This is a genomic window from Shewanella sedimentimangrovi (assembly GCF_017354965.1).
Classification (GTDB): domain Bacteria; phylum Pseudomonadota; class Gammaproteobacteria; order Enterobacterales; family Shewanellaceae; genus Shewanella; species Shewanella cyperi.
The window spans coordinates 1,538,773-1,556,790 of the sequence record NZ_CP071502.1; the positions used below are offsets into that span (position 1 = coordinate 1,538,773).

Sequence of the window (18,018 nt, forward strand, 5' to 3'; positions counted from 1 at the left end):
TCTGCTCTCCTTAGCGCTGCAGCAGGTTGCCGGAAGGGTGGTTGGAACCATGGATCTGTCCATGGCAGTTCATGCAACTTTGGCCTGCGGTAAAGGCATTGGGCTGGCCGTTGAAGTAGGCATTACCTGTATGTCCGACCGAGGCGTGGCACTGTTGACACAGTTGCGGAGCCTTGATGGTCAGCATGGCTTCGTTAACGCTGCCGTGGGGATTGTGGCAGTTGACGCAGTTGTCCGTGACCGGCGCGTGTTCCCACAACATGGGACCGCGCTTCTCGGCGTGACAGCTGTAACAGTTGTCGTTGACGCTCATTTGTTTCAGGCTGGAATCCGCCAGGCTGCCATGGGCATTGTGGCAATCGCTGCACACCATCTGGTTATTCTTCAACGGATGGGCCGAGCGCTGGTGCAGCTGCGCCCTTTGTTCCGTATGACATTGGGTACAGATGGCCACTTCCTGGGATTTATCCCGGATGGGATCGTTGGCAACGTGGATCTGGTGACAGCTGGCGCAGGGGACATCGGCATTGTCGTGGTGATTGCCTTGCCAGGCCATGCGCTGTTCATCGTTATGGCAGCTTAAACAGATGCTGTTTTGTTTTTCCGCCGGAACAGGGGAGTTCAGCCCGAAGGTGATCATGGGATCCTTGCTGTTCTTCTTGTTATGGGTCCCAAGGGGGCCGTGACAGGCTTCGCATTGGAGATCCGCCATGGGGCTTTTCGGATTGTCGAGGTTGCCGTGGGCACCATCAAACATGGCCATCACGGTGGCACTCTTGCGGTGGCAGGTCAGGCAAGTATCCGCGCCTTTGGGGGAATACTTTCCGTCGGCAAATTTCTTGTCGAGTTGAGCTTCCACTTCGGCGGCGGGGACATCTTGCCAGGGCGTAGCCTGCAGGTGCAGGCTCGGCAACAACAGTAGCCCGATGGCAATCAGCCAACGGGTCATAGAGGATTCCATGTTCATTCTCATACTTCCTGGGCGCGTTCTGGTTGAGTTTGTTTTTTAATTGGTTTTTAGCCTGAGGCTAGTAAATCAGTGTAGAACATGATTATTACTTTCTGTTAATCGGGAACTAAAAACCAGACCGAAACTACTGATAATTAGGTATTTACTTTAGGCTGTGATCTCTATCACAGGGACGGCGGGCAGGAGCCATGGCCAAATGAGAGAAACTTGCATTGGCGGCATTTATTCTGCTGCCGTTTTGGCCCATAATAGGCAACGTTAGTGAAAACTATTATCGTTACCAGTTGGAAATTTGATCCAGGTTGGATTACTTGCTCTGGATTTTGGGTAAAATGCCGGAATCTGAGTCGGTGCTGTAACTAGAGTAAATTATCGATGAAATTGAGTGAGCTCAGTCCAGGTGAGCGGGCGGTGATATCCCAGGTGGGTCATCTGGATTTGCCGCAGACAGTGAAACGCAAATTATTGTCCATGGGGATCACTCCTGATACCAGGTTGACACTGATCCGCAGGGCACCCATGGGGTCCGGGCTCGAATTTGATATTCGTGGCAGCAAGCTGTGTATGCGCAAGGAATTGGCAGACATTATCGAAGTTAATCGCTGTGAGACGGGAGATATCAATGACTAAGCAGTTTCATTGTGTCACGGTAGGCAATCCGAATGCCGGTAAGTCCACTTTATTCAATGCATTGACCGGTGCCAATCAGCAGGTGGGCAACTGGGCCGGTGTCACGGTCGAGAAAAAGACCGGCCATTTCAGCCTGCACGGCGCCGATGTGTACCTGACCGACCTCCCCGGTATTTACGATATCTTGCCTGCCGGCAAAAACTGCGATTGCTCCCTGGACGAGCAAATCGCCCAGCAGTATCTGGCAGAGCAGCACATGGATGGCATTATCAATCTCATCGATGCGACCAATATTGAGCGTCATTTGTACCTGACGGTGCAATTACGTGAACTGGGCATTCCCATGGTGGTTGTGGTCAATAAAATTGACGTGGCTATCAAACGGGGTGTCAGGATAGATACGGCGCAAATGGCCAAAGAGCTGGGTTGCCCTGTGGTGTCCGTCTGTGCCCGTGAAGCCGCGGATGTAGCCAAGGTGCAGGCCCAGGTGGTGGATTTGCTGGAAGGCAAGGTGTCCGAAGCTCCCCTGGTGCTGGATTATGACACTGACATCGAAACCGCAGTTGGCAATTTGTTGCATTCAGATGCCGCTCTGAGCCGTGGCCGAGCCCTGGCCATGCTGGGTAATGGCTTGGGATGTGGCGCATGCAAGAACAGCCACTTCGAGGCCGAAGTCAGTCGTTGCAGCGATTCCCTGAATGCTCGGGGGATGGACATTGAGCTCATGGTGGCGACCACCCGCTTCAACTTTGTTGAGCGCGTATATCGCAGTGCCGTCGCCAATGACGAAGCGCCGACCCTGAGCGATCGCCTTGATAACTGGGTATTGCACCCCTGGTCGGGTGTGCCGGTGTTTTTGCTGGTGATGTATTTGATGTTCATGTTTGCCATCAACATCGGCAGTGCCTTTATCGACTTTTTTGACATCAGTGCCGGCGCCCTGTTTGTGGATCACTTCGGTGCCTGGCTGACGAATATCGGTGCCCCATCCTGGGTGGTTACCCTGCTGGCCGGTGGTGTGGGGCAGGGTATCCAAACGGTGGCGACTTTCATCCCCGTGATTTGTGCTCTGTTCCTGGCCCTGTCTGTACTTGAAGGTTCGGGCTATATGGCCAGGGCCGCCTTTGTGGTCGATGGGCTGATGCGTCGTATTGGCCTGCCCGGCAAGGCCTTTGTACCCATGATAGTGGGGTTTGGCTGCTCGGTGCCGGCCATTATGGCAACCCGTACCCTGGGCAGTGAAAGGGAACGGATAGTCACCGGCATGATGGCTCCCTTTATGTCCTGCGGCGCCCGCTTGCCGGTTTATGCGCTGTTTGCCGCGGCCTTTTTCCCGGAAACCGGTCAGGACTTGGTGTTCCTGTTGTATTTGGTCGGCATTCTGGCTGCCATAGGCACCGGCTTATTACTGCGCAGTACCTTGCTTCCCGGCACCAGCAGTGCCGTGGTGATGGAGTTGCCGAGCTATGAAATGCCCAAGTTCAAGGCGGTTATGGCCCGTACCACCAAACGAACCAAGAGCTTTATTTTGGGCGCCGGCAAGACCATAGTCATGGTGGTTACCCTGCTTAACTTTATTAACGCCATAGGTGTCGATGGCAGTTTTGGTCATGAAAATACCGACCAGTCATTGCTGAGTCTGGCGAGCAAAAAAGTCACACCGCTGTTTACTCCCATGGGCATAGAACAGGATAACTGGCCGGCGACAGTGGGGATCATTACCGGGCTGTTCGCCAAGGAAGCCGTGGTGGGAACACTCAACAGTCTGTACAGTGACGGTGCCGCTTCAGGTGCGGATTTGAAACCTCTGTCCGAGTCCTTTGACGAGGCGCTGGCCACCATTCCGGTGAACTTGTTTGGCATTGCACCGGATGATCCTTTATCCATGTCCGTGGGGCAGGTATCGGATATCAACGTGGCAGCAGAGGAGCAGGGGATTGAACGTTCTACTTTTGCCGCGCTGCAATCGGGTTTTAGCGGTCAGTTGGCGGCTTTTGCTTACCTGGTGTTTATCCTGCTTTATACCCCCTGTGTGGCAGCCATGGGTGCGCTGGTCAATGAGTTCGGCAAGGGCTGGGCGGGATTTGCCGGAACCTGGACCTTTGCCCTGGCATACGGCAGTGCCACCCTGGTGTATCAGCTGGGCAATTTTTCTGCTCATCCGCTGCAATCCGGTGCCTGGCTGGTTGTGATAGTCGGTGCGTTGCTGGGATTCTTTATCTGGCTGAAGCAAAAAGGCCGCAAGACGCAGCAGATCATTCCGGGGATCAGAATTATCACCGAGTAACCAAAAACAAGTTACTCAAGACAAGAGTAGAGCGGCCTCGGGGCCGCTTTTTATTTGCCTGGGGCTTTCATGGCGCAGATTTTCGGTTTCAGGCATTGTAACTGCCCTGAAACTGTAGGATCATGCGGGTTTTGATAAAATTGCCATTGTTCGCAAAGAGGAAATCCATGAGTCATGTGGACAACGAAGTTCGTCCAAGTAACTTCATACGTAATATCATTGATGAAGATCTGGCCAGCGGTAAGCACACCGAAGTGCACACCCGTTTTCCGCCTGAGCCCAATGGCTATCTTCATATCGGCCACGCCAAGTCCATCTGCCTGAATTTCGGTATAGCCCAGGACTACAAGGGCAAGTGCAATTTACGTTTTGACGATACCAACCCTGAGAAAGAAGACATAGATTATGTCAACTCGATTCAGGCTGACGTGCAATGGCTCGGATTCAAGTGGGATGGCAATGTCCGTTATTCCTCTGATTACTTTGATAAGCTGCACCAATATGCGGTTGAGCTGATAAACAAGGGCCTGGCCTATGTGTGTTTCCTCAACGCAGAAGAGACCCGCGAGTACCGTGGCACGCTGAAAGAGCCGGGGCGCAACAGTCCGTACCGAGATACCCCTGTGGCGGAAAACCTGGCGCTGTTCGAGAAAATGCGTACCGGTGGTTTCAAGGAAGGTGAGTGCGTATTGCGGGCCAAGATTGATATGGCGTCGCCCTTTATGTGTATGCGCGATCCCGTTATCTACAGGGTGAAATTTGCCCACCACCACCAGACCGGTGACAAGTGGTGCATCTATCCCATGTATGACTTTACCCACTGTATCTCGGATGCCATCGAAAATATCACCCATTCCCTGTGTACCCTGGAGTTCCAAGATAACCGTCGTCTGTACGACTGGGTATTGGATAATCTGAATGACTTCCAGGCCCCCAACCGCACCCGTCAATATGAGTTTTCGCGCCTGAATCTGGAATATACCCTGATGTCCAAGCGCAAGCTCAATGACCTGGTGGTGCGTGGCATAGTGCAGGGCTGGGATGATCCTCGGATGCCAACCATAGCCGGCCTGCGTCGTCGTGGTTATACCCCGGCCTCGATCCGCGAATTCTGTCAGCGTATCGGTGTCACCAAGCAGGATAACCTGGTGGAAGTGGGCATGCTGGAAGCCTGTATCCGTGAGGACCTGAACGAAAATGCCCCTCGGGCCATGGCGGTGATCCACCCGATTAAGGTGGTCATTGAAAACTATCCCGAGGGTCAGCTGGAACAGCTCAATGCACCTGTGCATCCAAACCATGAGCATATGGGAAACCGCGAGCTGGCTTTTGGTCGCGAACTGTATATTGACGCGGCGGATTTCCGTGAAGAAGCCAACAAGCAGTACAAGCGTCTGGTGATGGGTAAGGAAGTTCGTCTGCGTAATGCCTATGTCATCAAGGCCGAACGTTGCGACAAGGATGCTGACGGCAATGTCACTACCGTTTATTGCAGCTACGATCCAGAAACCCTTGGCAAGAACCCCAGCGATGGCCGTAAGGTGAAAGGCGTGATCCATTGGGTGGAGGCAAGCACAGCTCTGCCCGCAGAATTCCGTCTGTATCAGCGTTTGTTCACCGATGCCAACCCCGCGGCATTTGACACAGTTGATGAAGTGCTGAATCCCGAGTCTCTGACTGTGGCTCATGGCATGGTAGAGGCCTCTCTGGCCAATGCCCCGGCCGAGCAGGCGTATCAGTTTGAGCGTGAGGGTTACTTCTGTGCCGATAGCAAGGACTCGGCACCCGGTCACCTGGTGTTCAACCTGACCGTGGCACTGCGCGACTCTTTTGAATAAAAGTTTCGAATAACAGTGCTTCAAGATAAAAAAGGCGCCGCGGCGCCTTTTTTATTAAGTACAGCTTCAGGTATTGAAGCCACTCAGCGTTCTGACAAAAACAAAAGCCATCCGCAGGGATGGCTTTTTGCTTGAGTTTAACCGGGGTTATTGCAGCATGGGGCCAAAACCCATGCTCCACAGGATGACACTGCTTGCCATCAGGGCCACCAGAAGTACCAGGCCACTGGTTACCACTGAACTGGCATAGATAAAGCCTTTTTCTTCCGGAATGTTCATTATGATGGGAACCCCGGTATAGAGCAGGTACACGGAGTAAGTCAGGCCGATAAGGCCCACGACCATGATAAACCAGAGTACCGGATAGAGGGCGGCAAAGCCCACCATAAACAGGGGAGTGGCGGTATAAGTCGCCAGTTCAAGTGCCTGGGTAAAATCGGGTTTGGCATCAAAGGTTTTGCCCATCCAGTAGGCCAGGTAGGCGAGGCCAAAAACGCCCGCAATCAGGCCAAAGTACATACCCACTGACATGTACAAGGCACTCTGGCTGGTCAGAAACAGCGGCTCTCCTGCGCCTGGGTTCCAACCAATATGCGCAGTTGCGATATAACTGCAAACAGCAGGGATGAGCGCAATAAGCAGCAGATGGCTCATGCTGCTTTTCAGTGCCTCATGGTTTTTCTCTATAGTGTGCCACTCTTGTTTAGGATGAGTGTAAAGCCCCATTAAGTGATTCAATATCATTATAATTATCCTTGTTTAGCAGTGATTTTCCATGCTCGCCAAACTTCAGACGAACTTTTTACAGCTCTGTGTTTATTTATTGAACATAAATAGGTAGTCGTCAAGAGGATACGGCTGAAAGACTATGGGGCTTGTCAATTAGCCGTTAGAATAACGCCAGTCTGTTTTACCGAGTGATTGCATGGATAATCTACTTGCCCCCATTAAATCCTTTCTTGGCTGTGAGACCCCCGATGCCTGGATAGCGCTTGCCAGCGAGCCGGCGAATTTGTCTGCCCTGTTGGTGGATCACTGCAACTGCGAGCTCAAGGCTGCCCAGACAGCCATGTTCCTTATCCGCAAATATGCCGTTGACAAGTCAAGTGGTGAAACCCTGCTCGCCTGGGCCAAGCCCTATGAGGAGTTTGTTTATCACAGGGACAGGGATTTACAGGCCTTTTTGGCCCGCGGTGGCAAGAAGAATGAATTGGCCGCGGAACTGAAACCCAAAACCGGATTTGCCCATGGCGAGGATCTCATTGCCAAGATGGTGCGCTTAATCAAGGAAGAGTTTCATCATTTTGAGCAGGTGCTGGAAATCATGGCTGCCCGCGGCATCAATTACCAAAATCTCAGTGCCGGTCGCTATGCCCGGGGACTGATGGCCAAGGTACGCACCCATGAGCCGGCGACCCTGGTTGATAAGCTGATTGTGGGGGCCTTTATCGAAGCCCGCTCCTGCGAGCGCTTTGCCAAGTTGGCGCCCTACATGGATGAGGAGCTCAATCGCTTCTACGTCTCTTTGCTGCGCTCGGAAGCGCGCCATTATCAGGATTACCTGTCTCTGGCGGAAGCTATAGCGGGGGAAGACATCAGTGAGCGGGTGGCGTTTTTTGCCGCCCTTGAGGCCGAACTGATCCTGTCCGAGGATACCGAGCTTAGATTCCACAGTGGCAGCCCGGCAGAGACAGGCGTCAGTTGTCACTAGCAATAACAGTGGCAATAAAAAGCCGGGCTATGCCCGGCTTTTTATTGCTTATGCTGCGTTATTCCAAATTCTGCGTTATTCCAACGGTAGGCTGCTCAGGCTGGCACTCTCTGCCGTCAGGGTCAGTACGCTGCTTTGGCTGTACCAGTCGCCCACCACAATGCGCTTGCGCTCACCGAGTGCATGAATTGCGGGTCTGTGGGTATGACCGTGGATCATTTGTTTGGCACCCGTGGCATCCAATAGCACCTCTACAGCACCAGGCTCCACATCCATGATGTAGTCCTGTTTCTCGCTGTTGCTGCGTTGGCTCTTGGCGCGAATGGCCGCGGCAATCTTAAGTCGGCGTGATTGGGGCAGCAGGCCGTAGAGCCATTTGGCGACGCTCAGGTTGCGGAAACGGCGGAATCTTTGATAGGCCTTGTCCAGGGTGCAGAGGCTGTCACCATGGAGCAGCACGGTTCTCACGCCATAAAGCTCGGTCACATGGACTTCATCAAGCAGTTGCATGCCGGACGCGTTGGCAAAGGCCTTGCCGAGCAAAAAGTCCCGATTGCCATGGATGAAATAAAGCGGGGTAGTGTCGCTCAGACGTTTGAGTCTGGCAGCGATGTTCAGCGCGAAGGGTTCGGCCAGATCGTCTCCAACCCAGACCTCAAACAGATCGCCCAAGATGTACAGGGCCTCAACATCGCTGAAATCCTGCTCGAGGAAGCCGAGAAAAGCCCGGGTGATATCGGGGCGAGCTGCACTTAAGTGCAGATCGCCGATAAACAGGGTGCGCATTGAGTGCGGATTAACCCTGGATGCTGACTTTTTCGATGATCACGGCGTCCAGCGGCACGTCCTGATGCATACCACGGTTGCCCGTGTTGACGGATTTGATCTTGGTCACTACGTCCATACCGCCAACAACCTTGCCGAACACGCAATAACCCCAGCCCTGCATGGACTCGGATTTGAAGTCCAGGAAGGTGTTGTCATTTACGTTGATGAAGAATTGCGCCGTGGCTGAGTGTGGATCTGAGGTGCGGGCCATGGCTATGGTACCGCTCAGGTTCGACAGGCCATTGTTGGCCTCGTTTTTCACCGGCTCGTTGGTGCGCTTCTGATTCATGTCTTCGGTGAAGCCGCCACCCTGGATCATGAACCCATCGATAACCCGGTGGAAAATGGTGCCATCGTAGAAACCTTCGCTGGCGTAACGCTCGAAATTGGCCGCAGTCAGGGGGGCCTGCTCGTGGTTCAGTTCGAGTTGGATATCGCCGAAATTGGTGTGCAATGTGATCATGTTTTAGCTACTCAATTAAAAACGTCGACGGATTCTAACTTATCCGCGACCGGCCTGAAAGTGCAGTATTCAAGCGGCATCGACCATGGTAGACTGAGGCGCTTGATTTTACACCCAAATGCTCAGTAGAAGAGAACATCGATGTTGAAGATATACAACAGTATCAGCCGCCAAAAAGAGGAATTTAAACCCATACAGCCAGGTAAGGTTGGCATGTATGTGTGTGGTGTGACCATTTACGATCTGTGTCATATCGGCCATGGCCGTACTTTTGTTTCCTTCGACATGATAGTGCGATACCTGAGGTATCGCGGCTATGAAGTGAATTATCAGCGCAACATCACCGACGTGGATGACAAGATCATCAAGCGCGCTGCTGAAAACAACGAGAGTTGTGATGCCCTGACCGAGCGCCTGACCGGTGAGATGTACAAGGATTTCGACGCCCTGAATATGGCGCGCCCCGATTTTGAGCCCAGGGCGACGTTGCATATTGCCGAAATCATCGAGATGGTGACCCTGTTGCTGGAGCGGGGCCACGCCTATGTGGCCGCCGATGGCGATGTGCTGTTCGATGTTTCCTCTTATCCTGCCTATGGCCGTTTGTCCGGTCAGGATCTGGAGCAATTGCAGGCCGGTGCCCGGGTGGAAGTGGATCCCAACAAGCGCAACCCCATGGATTTTGTGCTGTGGAAGATGTCCAAACCCGGCGAGCCAACCTGGGATTCGCCCTGGGGCCCGGGTCGTCCAGGCTGGCACATTGAATGTTCGGCCATGAACAGCAAACACCTTGGTCTGCATTTCGATATTCATGGCGGTGGCAGCGATTTGCAGTTCCCCCACCATGAAAACGAAATCGCCCAGTCCTGCTGCGCCCATGACACGCCCTATGTGAATTACTGGATGCACACCGGCATGGTGATGGTCGACAAGGAAAAGATGTCCAAGTCACTGGGTAACTTTTTCACCATTCGTGATGTACTGGAGCACTATGATGCCCAGACGGTGCGATACTTCCTGCTGTCCGGCCACTATCGCAGCCAGCTGAACTACAGTGAGGACAACCTCAAGCAGGCCAGAGCCTCGTTGGAGCGTATGTACACTGCGCTCAAGGGGTTGGATTTGAGTGTGGAAGCCGCACAAGCCAGCGAGTTTGTCGAGCGCTTCACCGCTGCCATGGACGATGACTTCAACACCCCCGAAGCTTATTCCGTGCTGTTTGATATGGTGCGCGAAATCAACCGTCTCAAGGCAACAGACCTGGCCGCAGCCTCGGCCCTGGGTGTTGCCATGCAGCAGCTGGCATCTGTGTTGGGCATTTTGTCCTCCAGCCCGGAAGCCTTCCTGCAGGGTGAAGGCAGTGATGATGAAGTGGCCGAGATTGAGGCCCTGATCGTTGAGCGTAACCGTGCCCGTGCCGAGAAGGATTGGGCCGCCGCAGACGTTGCCCGTAACCGCCTCAATGAAATTGGCGTCGTGCTGGAAGATGGTCCTGAAGGCACCACCTGGCGCAAGAAATAAGCCCCGGGGTGAAGCAATCCCCTGGGGAGTCAATAGAGTGACCCAATAAAAAACGCCGGCAATTGCCGGCGTTTTTTATTGGCAGTAGAAGCCATCAGTCGTGGTAGTTTTCCGCTGCGTACAGGGTATTTTCCAGCAGGCTGGCGATGGTCATGGGACCCACACCACCGGGAACCGGGGTAATAAAGGAAGCATGTTCGGCGGCCACATCATATTGCACATCCCCCACCAGACGGCCATCGGCCAGGCGGTTGATGCCCACATCTATGACTATGGCACCGGGTTTGATCCAGTCACCGGGGATAAACTCGGCCTTGCCCACTGCAACCACCAGCAGATCGGCCTGACGTACCTTGGACTCGAGATCCTTGGTAAAGCGGTGACAGGTGGTGGTGGTACAGCCGGCCAGCAGCAGCTCCAGCGTCATGGGGCGGCCGACAATATTCGATGCGCCAACCACCACTGCGTCCAGACCATAAGTATCGACGCCGGTGGAGCGGATAAGGGTCATGATCCCCATGGGGGTGCAGGAGCGCAGCACGGGAATACGCTGCGCCAGTCGGCCCACGTTGTAGGGATGGAAGCCATCTACATCCTTGTCGGGACGGATGCGCTCAATCACTTTGGAATCATCAATGTGCGCCGGCAGGGGCAACTGCACCAGGATGCCATCTATGCTGGGGTCATTGTTGCACTCGTCGATCAGCGCCAGCAGCTCCACTTCAGTGGTGCTGGTGGGCAAATCGTAGGAGCGGGAGATAAATCCCACTTCTTCACAGGCCTTGCGTTTGCTGCCGACATAGACCTGGGACGCAGGATCCGAGCCGACCAGAATAACCGCAAGCCCGGGAACACGCTGGCCGGCCTCTTTGCGGGCCTGGACTTTTTCGCTCAGCGTGCGGCGGATGGATTGGGCAATCGCTTTACCATCGATAATTTGGGCTGTCATGGGTGTAGGGTTTCCTTTATATGGCACCTGAGAGGAACCGGATGTTTTAGCGCGCATATTCTAACAGCGCTTGCCCTGAGTGTCATGGCTGAGTCCCCGACTCTGTAAGCGAATTCTCAATTCGGATGGAAAATCATCAGCCGCGCTTGGAGGACAAAAAAATCGTTGACGGTGAACGGGGCAGGGGATAAGATGCGCTCCGTTCCAAAGCACGGCTCCGACATGCAAACGTCGATGACGGTATAAGCAGGAACAGAAGCAATTGTTACCTTGGCTAAAGTCATTGAAACAAAAGCACTTCGGTGATTAGCGCAGTCCGGTAGCGCATCTGGTTTGGGACCAGAGGGTCAGAGGTTCGAATCCTCTATCACCGACCAATTTTAAAAACAGCGCATGAAGCGTTGTTTCGTTCGGTTAGGCATGCAGTGTTACTGCAACCTTGCGCCCGTAGCTCAGTTGGATAGAGCATCCGCCTTCTAAGCGGATGGTCGCAGGTTCGAATCCTGCCGGGCGTGCCACTAAATCAGTGGTGATTGTAGCTCAGTTGGTAGAGCCCCGGATTGTGATTCCGGTTGTCGTGGGTTCGAGCCCCATCAGTCACCCCACTTCTTCTCTGAAGTAGAAAAAAGCGACCCCAGGTCGCTTTTTTTCTGTCCGCAAAGGGCCGATTGAGGCTCGACTCTGTAAAATACGTTGCTATAATGTCGCGTCTTGATATCTATCAACCATGAGCGACCAGTGCCGAAAGTCAGTTCTGACGGGCATTTTAGTCATATTCAATGATCAAGAAACGAACACCTGAATAGTTGAATGACTCGGCTATTACAAAGGACGTTAGACATATTTCGAGGTAAAACAATGCAAGTTTCTGTTGAAACAACTCAAGGCTTAGAGCGTCGCCTGACTATTTCTGTACCAGCCGAACAAATCGAAACATTGGTAAAAGACAGTCTGCAACGCGAAGCCAAGCGTGCCCGTATTCCTGGTTTCCGTCCTGGCAAAGTACCCGTCAGCGTAATCAACAAGCGTTACGGTGATGCCATCCGTCAAGACATCACTGGTGAAGTGATGCAGCGTAACTTTATCGAAGCCATCATCGCCGAGAAGCTGAATCCTGCCGGTGCCCCAACTTTCATGCCTGGCAAGACCGAAGGCGAAAAGTTTGAATTCGTGGCCACCTTTGAAATTTATCCAGAAGTGAGCCTGCAAGGCCTGGATGCCATCGAAGTTGAACAGCCAAAGGCTGAAGTGACCGATGCCGACGTTGACAACATGATCGAAACCCTGCGCAAGCAGCACGCTACTTTTGCTGCTGTTGAGCGTGCCGCTGAAGACGGCGACAAGGTTAAGATCAACTTTGTTGGCAGTGTTGACGGTGAAGAATTTGAAGGCGGCAAGGCTGAAGGCTTTGAACTGCAATTGGGCAGCGGTCGCATGATCCCTGGCTTCGAAGAAGGCATCAAGGGTCACAAGGCCGGTGAAGCTTTCGATATCGACGTGACTTTCCCAGAAGAATACCACGCTGAAAACCTGAAGGGTAAAGCGGCCAAGTTCGCTATCACCCTGACCGAAGTTCTGGCCGCCAATTTGCCGGAAGTTAACGATGAGTTCGCTGCCCTGTTCGGTATCAGCGAAGGTGGTCTGGATGCCCTGAAACAGGAAATCCGCAAGAACATGAGCCGCGAGCTGGATCAGGCCCTGAAAGCCAATGTGAAAGAGCAAGTGATCAATGGTCTGCTGGCTGCCAACGACGTTGAGCTGCCAAAAGCGCTGATCGATGGCGAAATCAATGTACTGCGTCGTCAGGCCATGCAGCGTTTTGGTGGTCAAGCCGCCAACATGCCTGAACTGCCAGCCGAGCTGTTCACCGAGCAAGCCGTACGCCGCGTAAAAGTGGGTCTGCTGCTGGGCGAAGTGATCAAGAGCAACGAGCTGACTGCCGAGGAAGAGCGCGTTCAAAACCTGATCGCTTCCATGGCTTCTGCCTACGAAGATCCAAGTGAAGTGGTTGCCTATTACAATGGCAACAAAGAGCTGATGCAAAACATGCGCAACGTGGCTCTGGAAGAGCAAGCGGTTGAAGCTCTGTTGAAATCTGCCAAGGTTACCGAGAAAGAAGTCGCCTTTGAAGATTTTATGAACAAGGCTACCGGCCGCGCTTAAGCTTAGCTTGACTTGCTTGGCTAAACGCCTTTTATAATGGCTCGTATGAGGCTCCTCATGCGAGCCATTTTTTATTCAGGGAATTCATAATGTACAAAGCGCCAGAATCAGTACTCAATGCTCTGATCCCAATGGTGGTTGAACAGACTGCCAAGGGAGAGCGTTCCTACGATATCTACTCCAGATTGCTCAAAGAAAGGGTGATCTTTATGGTGGGGCAGGTCGAAGAGCACATGGCCAATCTTATCGTAGCGCAACTGCTGTTTTTGGAATCTGAAAACCCGGATAAAGAGATCTACCTCTATATCAACTCACCGGGCGGTTCAGTGACTGCGGGTATGGCTATTTATGACACCATGCAGTTCATCAAGCCCAATGTCAGCACTGTCTGTATCGGTCAGGCCTGCAGCATGGGGGCCTTCCTGCTGGCCGGTGGTGCCAAGGGAATGCGCCACTGTTTGCCAAACGCCAGGGTGATGATCCATCAACCCCTGGGTGGTTTCCAGGGACAGGCGTCCGACATCGCCATCCATGCCCAGGAAATATTGGGCATCAAGAACAAACTGAATCAAATCCTCTCAGAGCACACAGGTCAGCCTTTGGAGGTCATTGAGCGTGACACCGACCGGGATAATTTTATGAGCGCTACCCAGGCAATGGAGTATGGCCTCATCGATTCGGTACTGACCAAGCGCTGATTTTTACCGTCTGCTGGGCTATGCTCAAACTGACGGGATTGAGAAGAGACAGGCGGCCAGAAGTGCTGCAAACGGGGTAAAGTAATGGGTGATAGTAAAAACGGTGACAGCGGCAAGCTGCTGTACTGCTCTTTTTGCGGTAAGAGTCAACATGAAGTCCGCAAGCTCATCGCAGGACCATCCGTTTATGTATGTGATGAGTGTGTCGAACTGTGCAACGACATCATTCGTGAAGAGATCAAAGAGATTTCGCCAAAGCGGGATCATGAAAAATTACCGACGCCGCACGAATTGCGCGCGCACCTGGACGATTACGTAATTGGCCAGGAGAAGGCCAAGAAGGTGCTGTCGGTTGCGGTTTATAACCACTACAAGCGGTTGCGTAACGGTGTGCCTAAAGATGGGGTTGAGCTCGGTAAGAGTAACATACTGCTGATTGGTCCTACAGGCAGCGGTAAGACCCTGCTGGCCGAAACCCTGGCACGCTTCCTCAATGTGCCATTCACCATGGCTGACGCCACCACCCTGACCGAAGCCGGTTATGTGGGTGAGGACGTGGAAAACATCATTCAGAAGTTGCTGCAAAAGTGCGATTACGATGTGGAAAAAGCCCAGCGGGGTATTGTCTATATCGATGAAATCGACAAGATCAGCCGTAAATCTGACAACCCTTCCATTACCCGCGACGTCTCCGGTGAAGGTGTACAGCAGGCGCTGCTGAAACTGATCGAAGGTACAGTGGCGGCCGTCCCTCCTCAAGGTGGGCGCAAGCATCCACAACAGGAATTTCTGCAGGTTGATACCTCCCGCATCCTGTTTATCTGTGGCGGCGCCTTTGCCGGTCTGGAAAAAGTGATTGAGCAGCGCGCTCACACGGGCACTGGTATCGGCTTCGGGGCCCAGGTGAAAGGTAAGGAAGACAAGGCCAGCATTTCCGACATCCTGTCTCAGGTTGAGCCGGAAGATTTGGTTAAATACGGTCTGATCCCCGAATTTATCGGTCGTCTGCCGGTTGTGGCTACCCTGGCCGAGTTGGATGAAGCCGCTCTGGTACAAATCCTGGCCGAGCCCAAGAATGCCTTGACCAAGCAGTACGCCGCGCTGTTTGAAATGGAAGGTGTGGAGCTGGAATTCCGCGAAGATGCGCTCAAGGCCATCGCCCGGAAAGCCATGTCCCGCAAGACGGGGGCCCGTGGTTTGCGCTCGATTGTGGAAGGCATATTGCTCGACACCATGTATGACCTGCCTTCGGTTGAGGGTGTGGCCAAGGCCGTGGTGGATGAATCTGTGGTGAACGGTGAATCCGCACCAATCCTCATCTATCAGCACAACGAGTCCCAGGCTGCCTCGGGTGAGCAATAATTCGGCACTCGATTGCCACTCTGTAGAGAAGGAGCCCAACTGGGCTCCTTTTTTTATTTTTGACATTGAAACAATTAAAACCGCCCCAATATACTCGTTAATACCCACCTATTTACCGGACGGAATCGAGTTATGACTCAAGAGCGTGAAGCGCATTTCGAACTGCCCGTATTGCCACTGCGAGACGTGGTGGTATACCCCCATATGGTCATTCCATTGTTTGTTGGCCGTGAGAAGTCTATCCGCTGTCTGGAAACGGCCATGGCCCAGGACAAGCAGATCATGCTGGTGGCTCAGCGGGACGCGGATCTCGATGAACCCAGTCGGGATGACATTTTTGAAATCGGTACCGTGGCCTCCATATTGCAACTGTTGAAGTTGCCCGATGGCACGGTCAAGGTGCTTGTTGAAGGCGGTCGCCGTGCCCGAATCAACAAGTACACCCAGGAAGAGCCTTTCTTTGTCGGCAAGGTTGAGTACCTTGAGTCTGAGCCTTTGAACGAAAAGGAAGAAGAAGTTCTGGTGCGCAGTGCCCTGGGTCAATTTGAGGGCTATATTAAGCTCAACAAAAAGATCCCGCCCGAGGTGCTGACGTCCCTGTCCGGCATTGATGAAGCCGCCAGGCTGGCCGACACCATGGCGGCCCACATGCCGCTCAAGCTGGAAGATAAACAGTCCGTGCTTGAAATGATCAATGTGGGTGAGCGGCTCGAATATCTGATGGCCATGATGGAAGCCGAGGTCGACCTGTTGCAGGTTGAAAAGCGCATCCGTTCGCGGGTCAAAAAGCAGATGGAGAAGAGCCAGCGCGAGTATTATCTCAATGAGCAGATGAAGGCCATTCAGAAAGAGCTTGGCGATCTTGAAGAGGGCCACGATGAGTTTGAGGGCCTGAATCGTAAGATTGAAGAAGCCAAGATGCCCGCCGATGCCAAAGAGAAGGCGCTGGCCGAACTCAACAAGCTCAGAATGATGTCCCCCATGTCTGCCGAGGCCACAGTGGTTCGCAGCTATGTGGACTGGATGACATCCGTGCCTTGGTTTGAGCGTTCCAAGATTAAGCGCGATCTGGGTAAGGCTCAAGAGGTGCTGGATACGGACCACTATGGTCTTGAGAAAGTGAAAGAGCGGATCCTGGAATACCTGGCGGTACAAAGCCGGGTGAAGCAATTGAAGGGACCGATACTGTGTCTGGTGGGACCACCGGGTGTGGGTAAAACCTCACTGGGACAATCCATTGCCAAGGCCACCGGCCGTAAGTACGTGCGGGTTGCCCTTGGCGGTGTCCGTGATGAGGCCGAGATCCGCGGTCACAGGCGTACTTACATCGGCTCTATGCCGGGTAAGATCATTCAGAAAATGGCCAAGGTGGGAGTCAAGAACCCGCTGTTCCTGCTGGATGAAATCGACAAGATGAGTTCCGATATGCGCGGCGATCCGGCCTCGGCTCTGCTTGAGGTGCTGGATCCTGAGCAGAATGCGACTTTCAGCGATCACTACCTGGAAGTGGATTACGACCTGTCGGATGTGATGTTTGTTGCCACCAGTAACTCCATGGATATTCCGGGTCCTTTGCTGGACCGTATGGAAGTGATCCGTCTGTCCGGTTATACCGAAGATGAAAAGCTCAATATCGCCAAACAGCATCTGATGCCCAAGCAGATTGAGCGCAATGGCCTCAAGCCAAAAGAAATCTCGGTCGATGACGGTGCCATTCTCGGGATTATCCGTTACTACACCCGGGAAGCCGGCGTGCGGGCGCTGGAGCGCGAACTGTCCAAGATCTGCCGCAAGGTGGTGAAGCAGATATTGCTCGACAAGAATGTTAAGCATGTTGCGGTGACCGCGGATAACCTCAAGTCTTTCCTCGGGGTGCAGCGTCACGACTATGGCAAGGCAGAGTCCAAGAATCAGGTGGGGCAGGTGACTGGCCTGGCCTGGACCCAGGTGGGTGGCGATCTGCTCACCATTGAGGCGACCTCAGTTGCTGGCAAGGGTAAGCTGACCTACACAGGATCTCTTGGCGATGTAATGCAGGAGTCTATTCAGGCAGCTCTGACAGTGGTGCGTGCCCGTGCCGAGCAGCTTGGGATCAATGCGGACTTTTACGAGAAGCGTGATATCCATGTGCATGTACCCGAGGGGGCAACTCCCAAGGACGGTCCATCGGCCGGTGCGGCCATGTGTACTGCGCTGGTGTCTAGCTTGACCGGTAATCCGGTTCGTGCCGACGTAGCCATGACGGGCGAAATTACCCTGCGCGGTGAAGTATTGCCCATCGGTGGTCTGAAGGAAAAGCTGCTGGCGGCCCATCGAGGTGGTATCAAGCATGTGCTTATTCCGAAAGAGAACGAGCGCGACCTGGAAGAAATTCCCGCCAATGTAATAGCAGATCTGCAAATCCACCCGGTCAGATGGGTCGATGAGGTTCTGAAATTGGCGTTGGAAAGACCGGTTGAAGGTTTCGAGGTCGTAAAAAACGCCGGATAAGGCAAAAATCTGTGCTATCACCCTAAAAAAAGTGAAAAAAGGGGCTTAACAAAACCCTTACCTGTGGTAGCCTAGGTCCGTGGAGAGCCATTCGCTCCAATCCCTTGG

The 18,018-nt window shown here is 53.3% G+C and carries 14 protein-coding genes and 3 tRNA genes; 12 read left to right on the forward strand and 5 right to left on the reverse strand.

The window, feature by feature from the left end; all coding sequences use genetic code 11:
- Window positions 1-10: 10 nt before the first annotated feature.
- The gene (locus tag JYB85_RS06475) at window positions 11-967 is read right to left on the reverse strand and encodes a DmsE family decaheme c-type cytochrome (RefSeq protein WP_207381538.1); all 957 of its coding nucleotides are present in this window, start codon (window positions 965-967) and stop codon (window positions 11-13) included.
- 378 nt (window positions 968-1,345) lie between these two features.
- On the opposite strand from JYB85_RS06475, the gene JYB85_RS06480 reads away from it, so the two are divergent.
- The 3 genes from JYB85_RS06480 (at window position 1,346) to glnS (ending at window position 5,725) form a co-directional block, all read left to right on the forward strand.
- On the forward strand, window positions 1,346-1,600 hold the full coding sequence (locus JYB85_RS06480) for a FeoA family protein (protein WP_207322559.1): 255 nt from the start codon (window positions 1,346-1,348) through the stop codon (window positions 1,598-1,600).
- Window positions 1,593-3,887 carry a Fe(2+) transporter permease subunit FeoB gene (gene feoB, locus JYB85_RS06485; RefSeq protein WP_207381539.1) on the forward strand — a complete coding sequence of 765 codons (2,295 nt, stop codon included), beginning with the start codon at window positions 1,593-1,595 and terminating at the stop codon, window positions 3,885-3,887. Before JYB85_RS06480 ends, feoB begins: the two co-directional genes overlap by 8 nt.
- A gap of 167 nt (window positions 3,888-4,054) precedes the next feature.
- Window positions 4,055-5,725, forward strand: coding sequence for a glutamine--tRNA ligase (glnS, locus tag JYB85_RS06490; RefSeq protein WP_207381540.1), 1,671 nt, complete (start codon window positions 4,055-4,057; stop codon window positions 5,723-5,725).
- Between the two features lie 147 nt (window positions 5,726-5,872).
- Here the strand turns inward: glnS and JYB85_RS06495 are convergent, their stop codons facing one another.
- The gene (locus tag JYB85_RS06495) at window positions 5,873-6,469 is read right to left on the reverse strand and encodes a Yip1 family protein (RefSeq protein ID WP_207381541.1); all 597 of its coding nucleotides are present in this window, start codon (window positions 6,467-6,469) and stop codon (window positions 5,873-5,875) included.
- A 181-nt stretch (window positions 6,470-6,650) separates the two neighbouring features.
- On the opposite strand from JYB85_RS06495, the gene miaE reads away from it, so the two are divergent.
- Window positions 6,651-7,436, forward strand: coding sequence for a tRNA isopentenyl-2-thiomethyl-A-37 hydroxylase MiaE (gene miaE, locus JYB85_RS06500; RefSeq protein ID WP_207381542.1), 786 nt, complete (start codon window positions 6,651-6,653; stop codon window positions 7,434-7,436).
- Window positions 7,437-7,511: 75 nt separating this feature from the next.
- Here the strand turns inward: miaE and JYB85_RS06505 are convergent, their stop codons facing one another.
- Both JYB85_RS06505 and JYB85_RS06510 read right to left on the reverse strand, forming a co-directional pair.
- Window positions 7,512-8,222, reverse strand: coding sequence for a UDP-2,3-diacylglucosamine diphosphatase (locus JYB85_RS06505; protein ID WP_207381543.1), 711 nt, complete (start codon window positions 8,220-8,222; stop codon window positions 7,512-7,514).
- A gap of 10 nt (window positions 8,223-8,232) precedes the next feature.
- Window positions 8,233-8,727: a peptidylprolyl isomerase gene (locus JYB85_RS06510; protein ID WP_207381544.1), complete on the reverse strand. Its 495-nt coding sequence runs from the start codon at window positions 8,725-8,727 to the stop codon at window positions 8,233-8,235.
- 141 nt (window positions 8,728-8,868) lie between these two features.
- Between JYB85_RS06510 and cysS the strand changes: the two genes are divergently transcribed.
- A complete protein-coding gene (cysS, locus tag JYB85_RS06515; protein ID WP_207322566.1) occupies window positions 8,869-10,248 on the forward strand; it encodes a cysteine--tRNA ligase in 1,380 nt (459 codons plus the stop codon).
- Between the two features lie 94 nt (window positions 10,249-10,342).
- Here cysS and folD read toward each other — a convergent pair whose 3' ends face one another.
- On the reverse strand, window positions 10,343-11,197 hold the full coding sequence (gene folD / locus JYB85_RS06520; protein ID WP_207381545.1) for a bifunctional methylenetetrahydrofolate dehydrogenase/methenyltetrahydrofolate cyclohydrolase FolD: 855 nt from the start codon (window positions 11,195-11,197) through the stop codon (window positions 10,343-10,345).
- Between the two features lie 300 nt (window positions 11,198-11,497).
- Between folD and JYB85_RS06525 the strand changes: the two genes are divergently transcribed.
- The 7 genes from JYB85_RS06525 to lon all read left to right on the forward strand — a co-directional run bounded on the left by JYB85_RS06525 (window position 11,498) and on the right by lon (window position 17,910).
- Window positions 11,498-11,574, forward strand: a tRNA-Pro gene (locus JYB85_RS06525).
- A 64-nt stretch (window positions 11,575-11,638) separates the two neighbouring features.
- Window positions 11,639-11,715 (forward strand) — tRNA-Arg (locus tag JYB85_RS06530).
- A gap of 11 nt (window positions 11,716-11,726) precedes the next feature.
- Window positions 11,727-11,802 (forward strand) — tRNA-His (locus JYB85_RS06535).
- Window positions 11,803-12,055: 253 nt separating this feature from the next.
- Complete coding sequence (gene tig, locus JYB85_RS06540; protein ID WP_207381546.1) at window positions 12,056-13,360, forward strand: trigger factor; 1,305 nt, start codon at window positions 12,056-12,058, stop codon at window positions 13,358-13,360.
- Between the two features lie 89 nt (window positions 13,361-13,449).
- The gene (gene clpP, locus JYB85_RS06545) at window positions 13,450-14,058 is read left to right on the forward strand and encodes an ATP-dependent Clp endopeptidase proteolytic subunit ClpP (protein WP_207322569.1); all 609 of its coding nucleotides are present in this window, start codon (window positions 13,450-13,452) and stop codon (window positions 14,056-14,058) included.
- Between the two features lie 84 nt (window positions 14,059-14,142).
- Complete coding sequence (clpX, locus tag JYB85_RS06550) at window positions 14,143-15,420, forward strand: ATP-dependent protease ATP-binding subunit ClpX (protein ID WP_207381547.1); 1,278 nt, start codon at window positions 14,143-14,145, stop codon at window positions 15,418-15,420.
- 132 nt (window positions 15,421-15,552) lie between these two features.
- Window positions 15,553-17,910, forward strand: a complete 2,358-nt coding sequence (gene lon, locus JYB85_RS06555; protein ID WP_207381548.1) for an endopeptidase La — start codon at window positions 15,553-15,555, stop codon at window positions 17,908-17,910.
- The last annotated feature ends 108 nt before the right edge of the window (window positions 17,911-18,018 follow it).

Excerpts from the sequence above, each read along its gene's own strand:
- glnS (WP_207381540.1), top strand. The coding sequence starts at position 4,055 with ATGAGTCATGTGGACAACGAAGTTCGTCCAAGTAACTTCATACGTAAT.
- feoB (WP_207381539.1), top strand. The coding sequence starts at position 1,593 with ATGACTAAGCAGTTTCATTGTGTCACGGTAGGCAATCCGAATGCCGGT.
- clpX (WP_207381547.1), top strand. The coding sequence starts at position 14,143 with ATGGGTGATAGTAAAAACGGTGACAGCGGCAAGCTGCTGTACTGCTCT.
- JYB85_RS06510 (WP_207381544.1), bottom strand. The coding sequence starts at position 8,727 with ATGATCACATTGCACACCAATTTCGGCGATATCCAACTCGAACTGAAC.
- JYB85_RS06480 (WP_207322559.1), top strand. The coding sequence starts at position 1,346 with ATGAAATTGAGTGAGCTCAGTCCAGGTGAGCGGGCGGTGATATCCCAG.
- lon (WP_207381548.1), top strand. The coding sequence starts at position 15,553 with ATGACTCAAGAGCGTGAAGCGCATTTCGAACTGCCCGTATTGCCACTG.
- clpP (WP_207322569.1), top strand. The coding sequence starts at position 13,450 with ATGTACAAAGCGCCAGAATCAGTACTCAATGCTCTGATCCCAATGGTG.
- JYB85_RS06505 (WP_207381543.1), bottom strand. The coding sequence starts at position 8,222 with ATGCGCACCCTGTTTATCGGCGATCTGCACTTAAGTGCAGCTCGCCCC.
- folD (WP_207381545.1), bottom strand. The coding sequence starts at position 11,197 with ATGACAGCCCAAATTATCGATGGTAAAGCGATTGCCCAATCCATCCGC.
- JYB85_RS06475 (WP_207381538.1), bottom strand. The coding sequence starts at position 967 with ATGAACATGGAATCCTCTATGACCCGTTGGCTGATTGCCATCGGGCTA.
- tig (WP_207381546.1), top strand. The coding sequence starts at position 12,056 with ATGCAAGTTTCTGTTGAAACAACTCAAGGCTTAGAGCGTCGCCTGACT.
- miaE (WP_207381542.1), top strand. The coding sequence starts at position 6,651 with ATGGATAATCTACTTGCCCCCATTAAATCCTTTCTTGGCTGTGAGACC.
- JYB85_RS06495 (WP_207381541.1), bottom strand. The coding sequence starts at position 6,469 with ATGATATTGAATCACTTAATGGGGCTTTACACTCATCCTAAACAAGAG.
- cysS (WP_207322566.1), top strand. The coding sequence starts at position 8,869 with ATGTTGAAGATATACAACAGTATCAGCCGCCAAAAAGAGGAATTTAAA.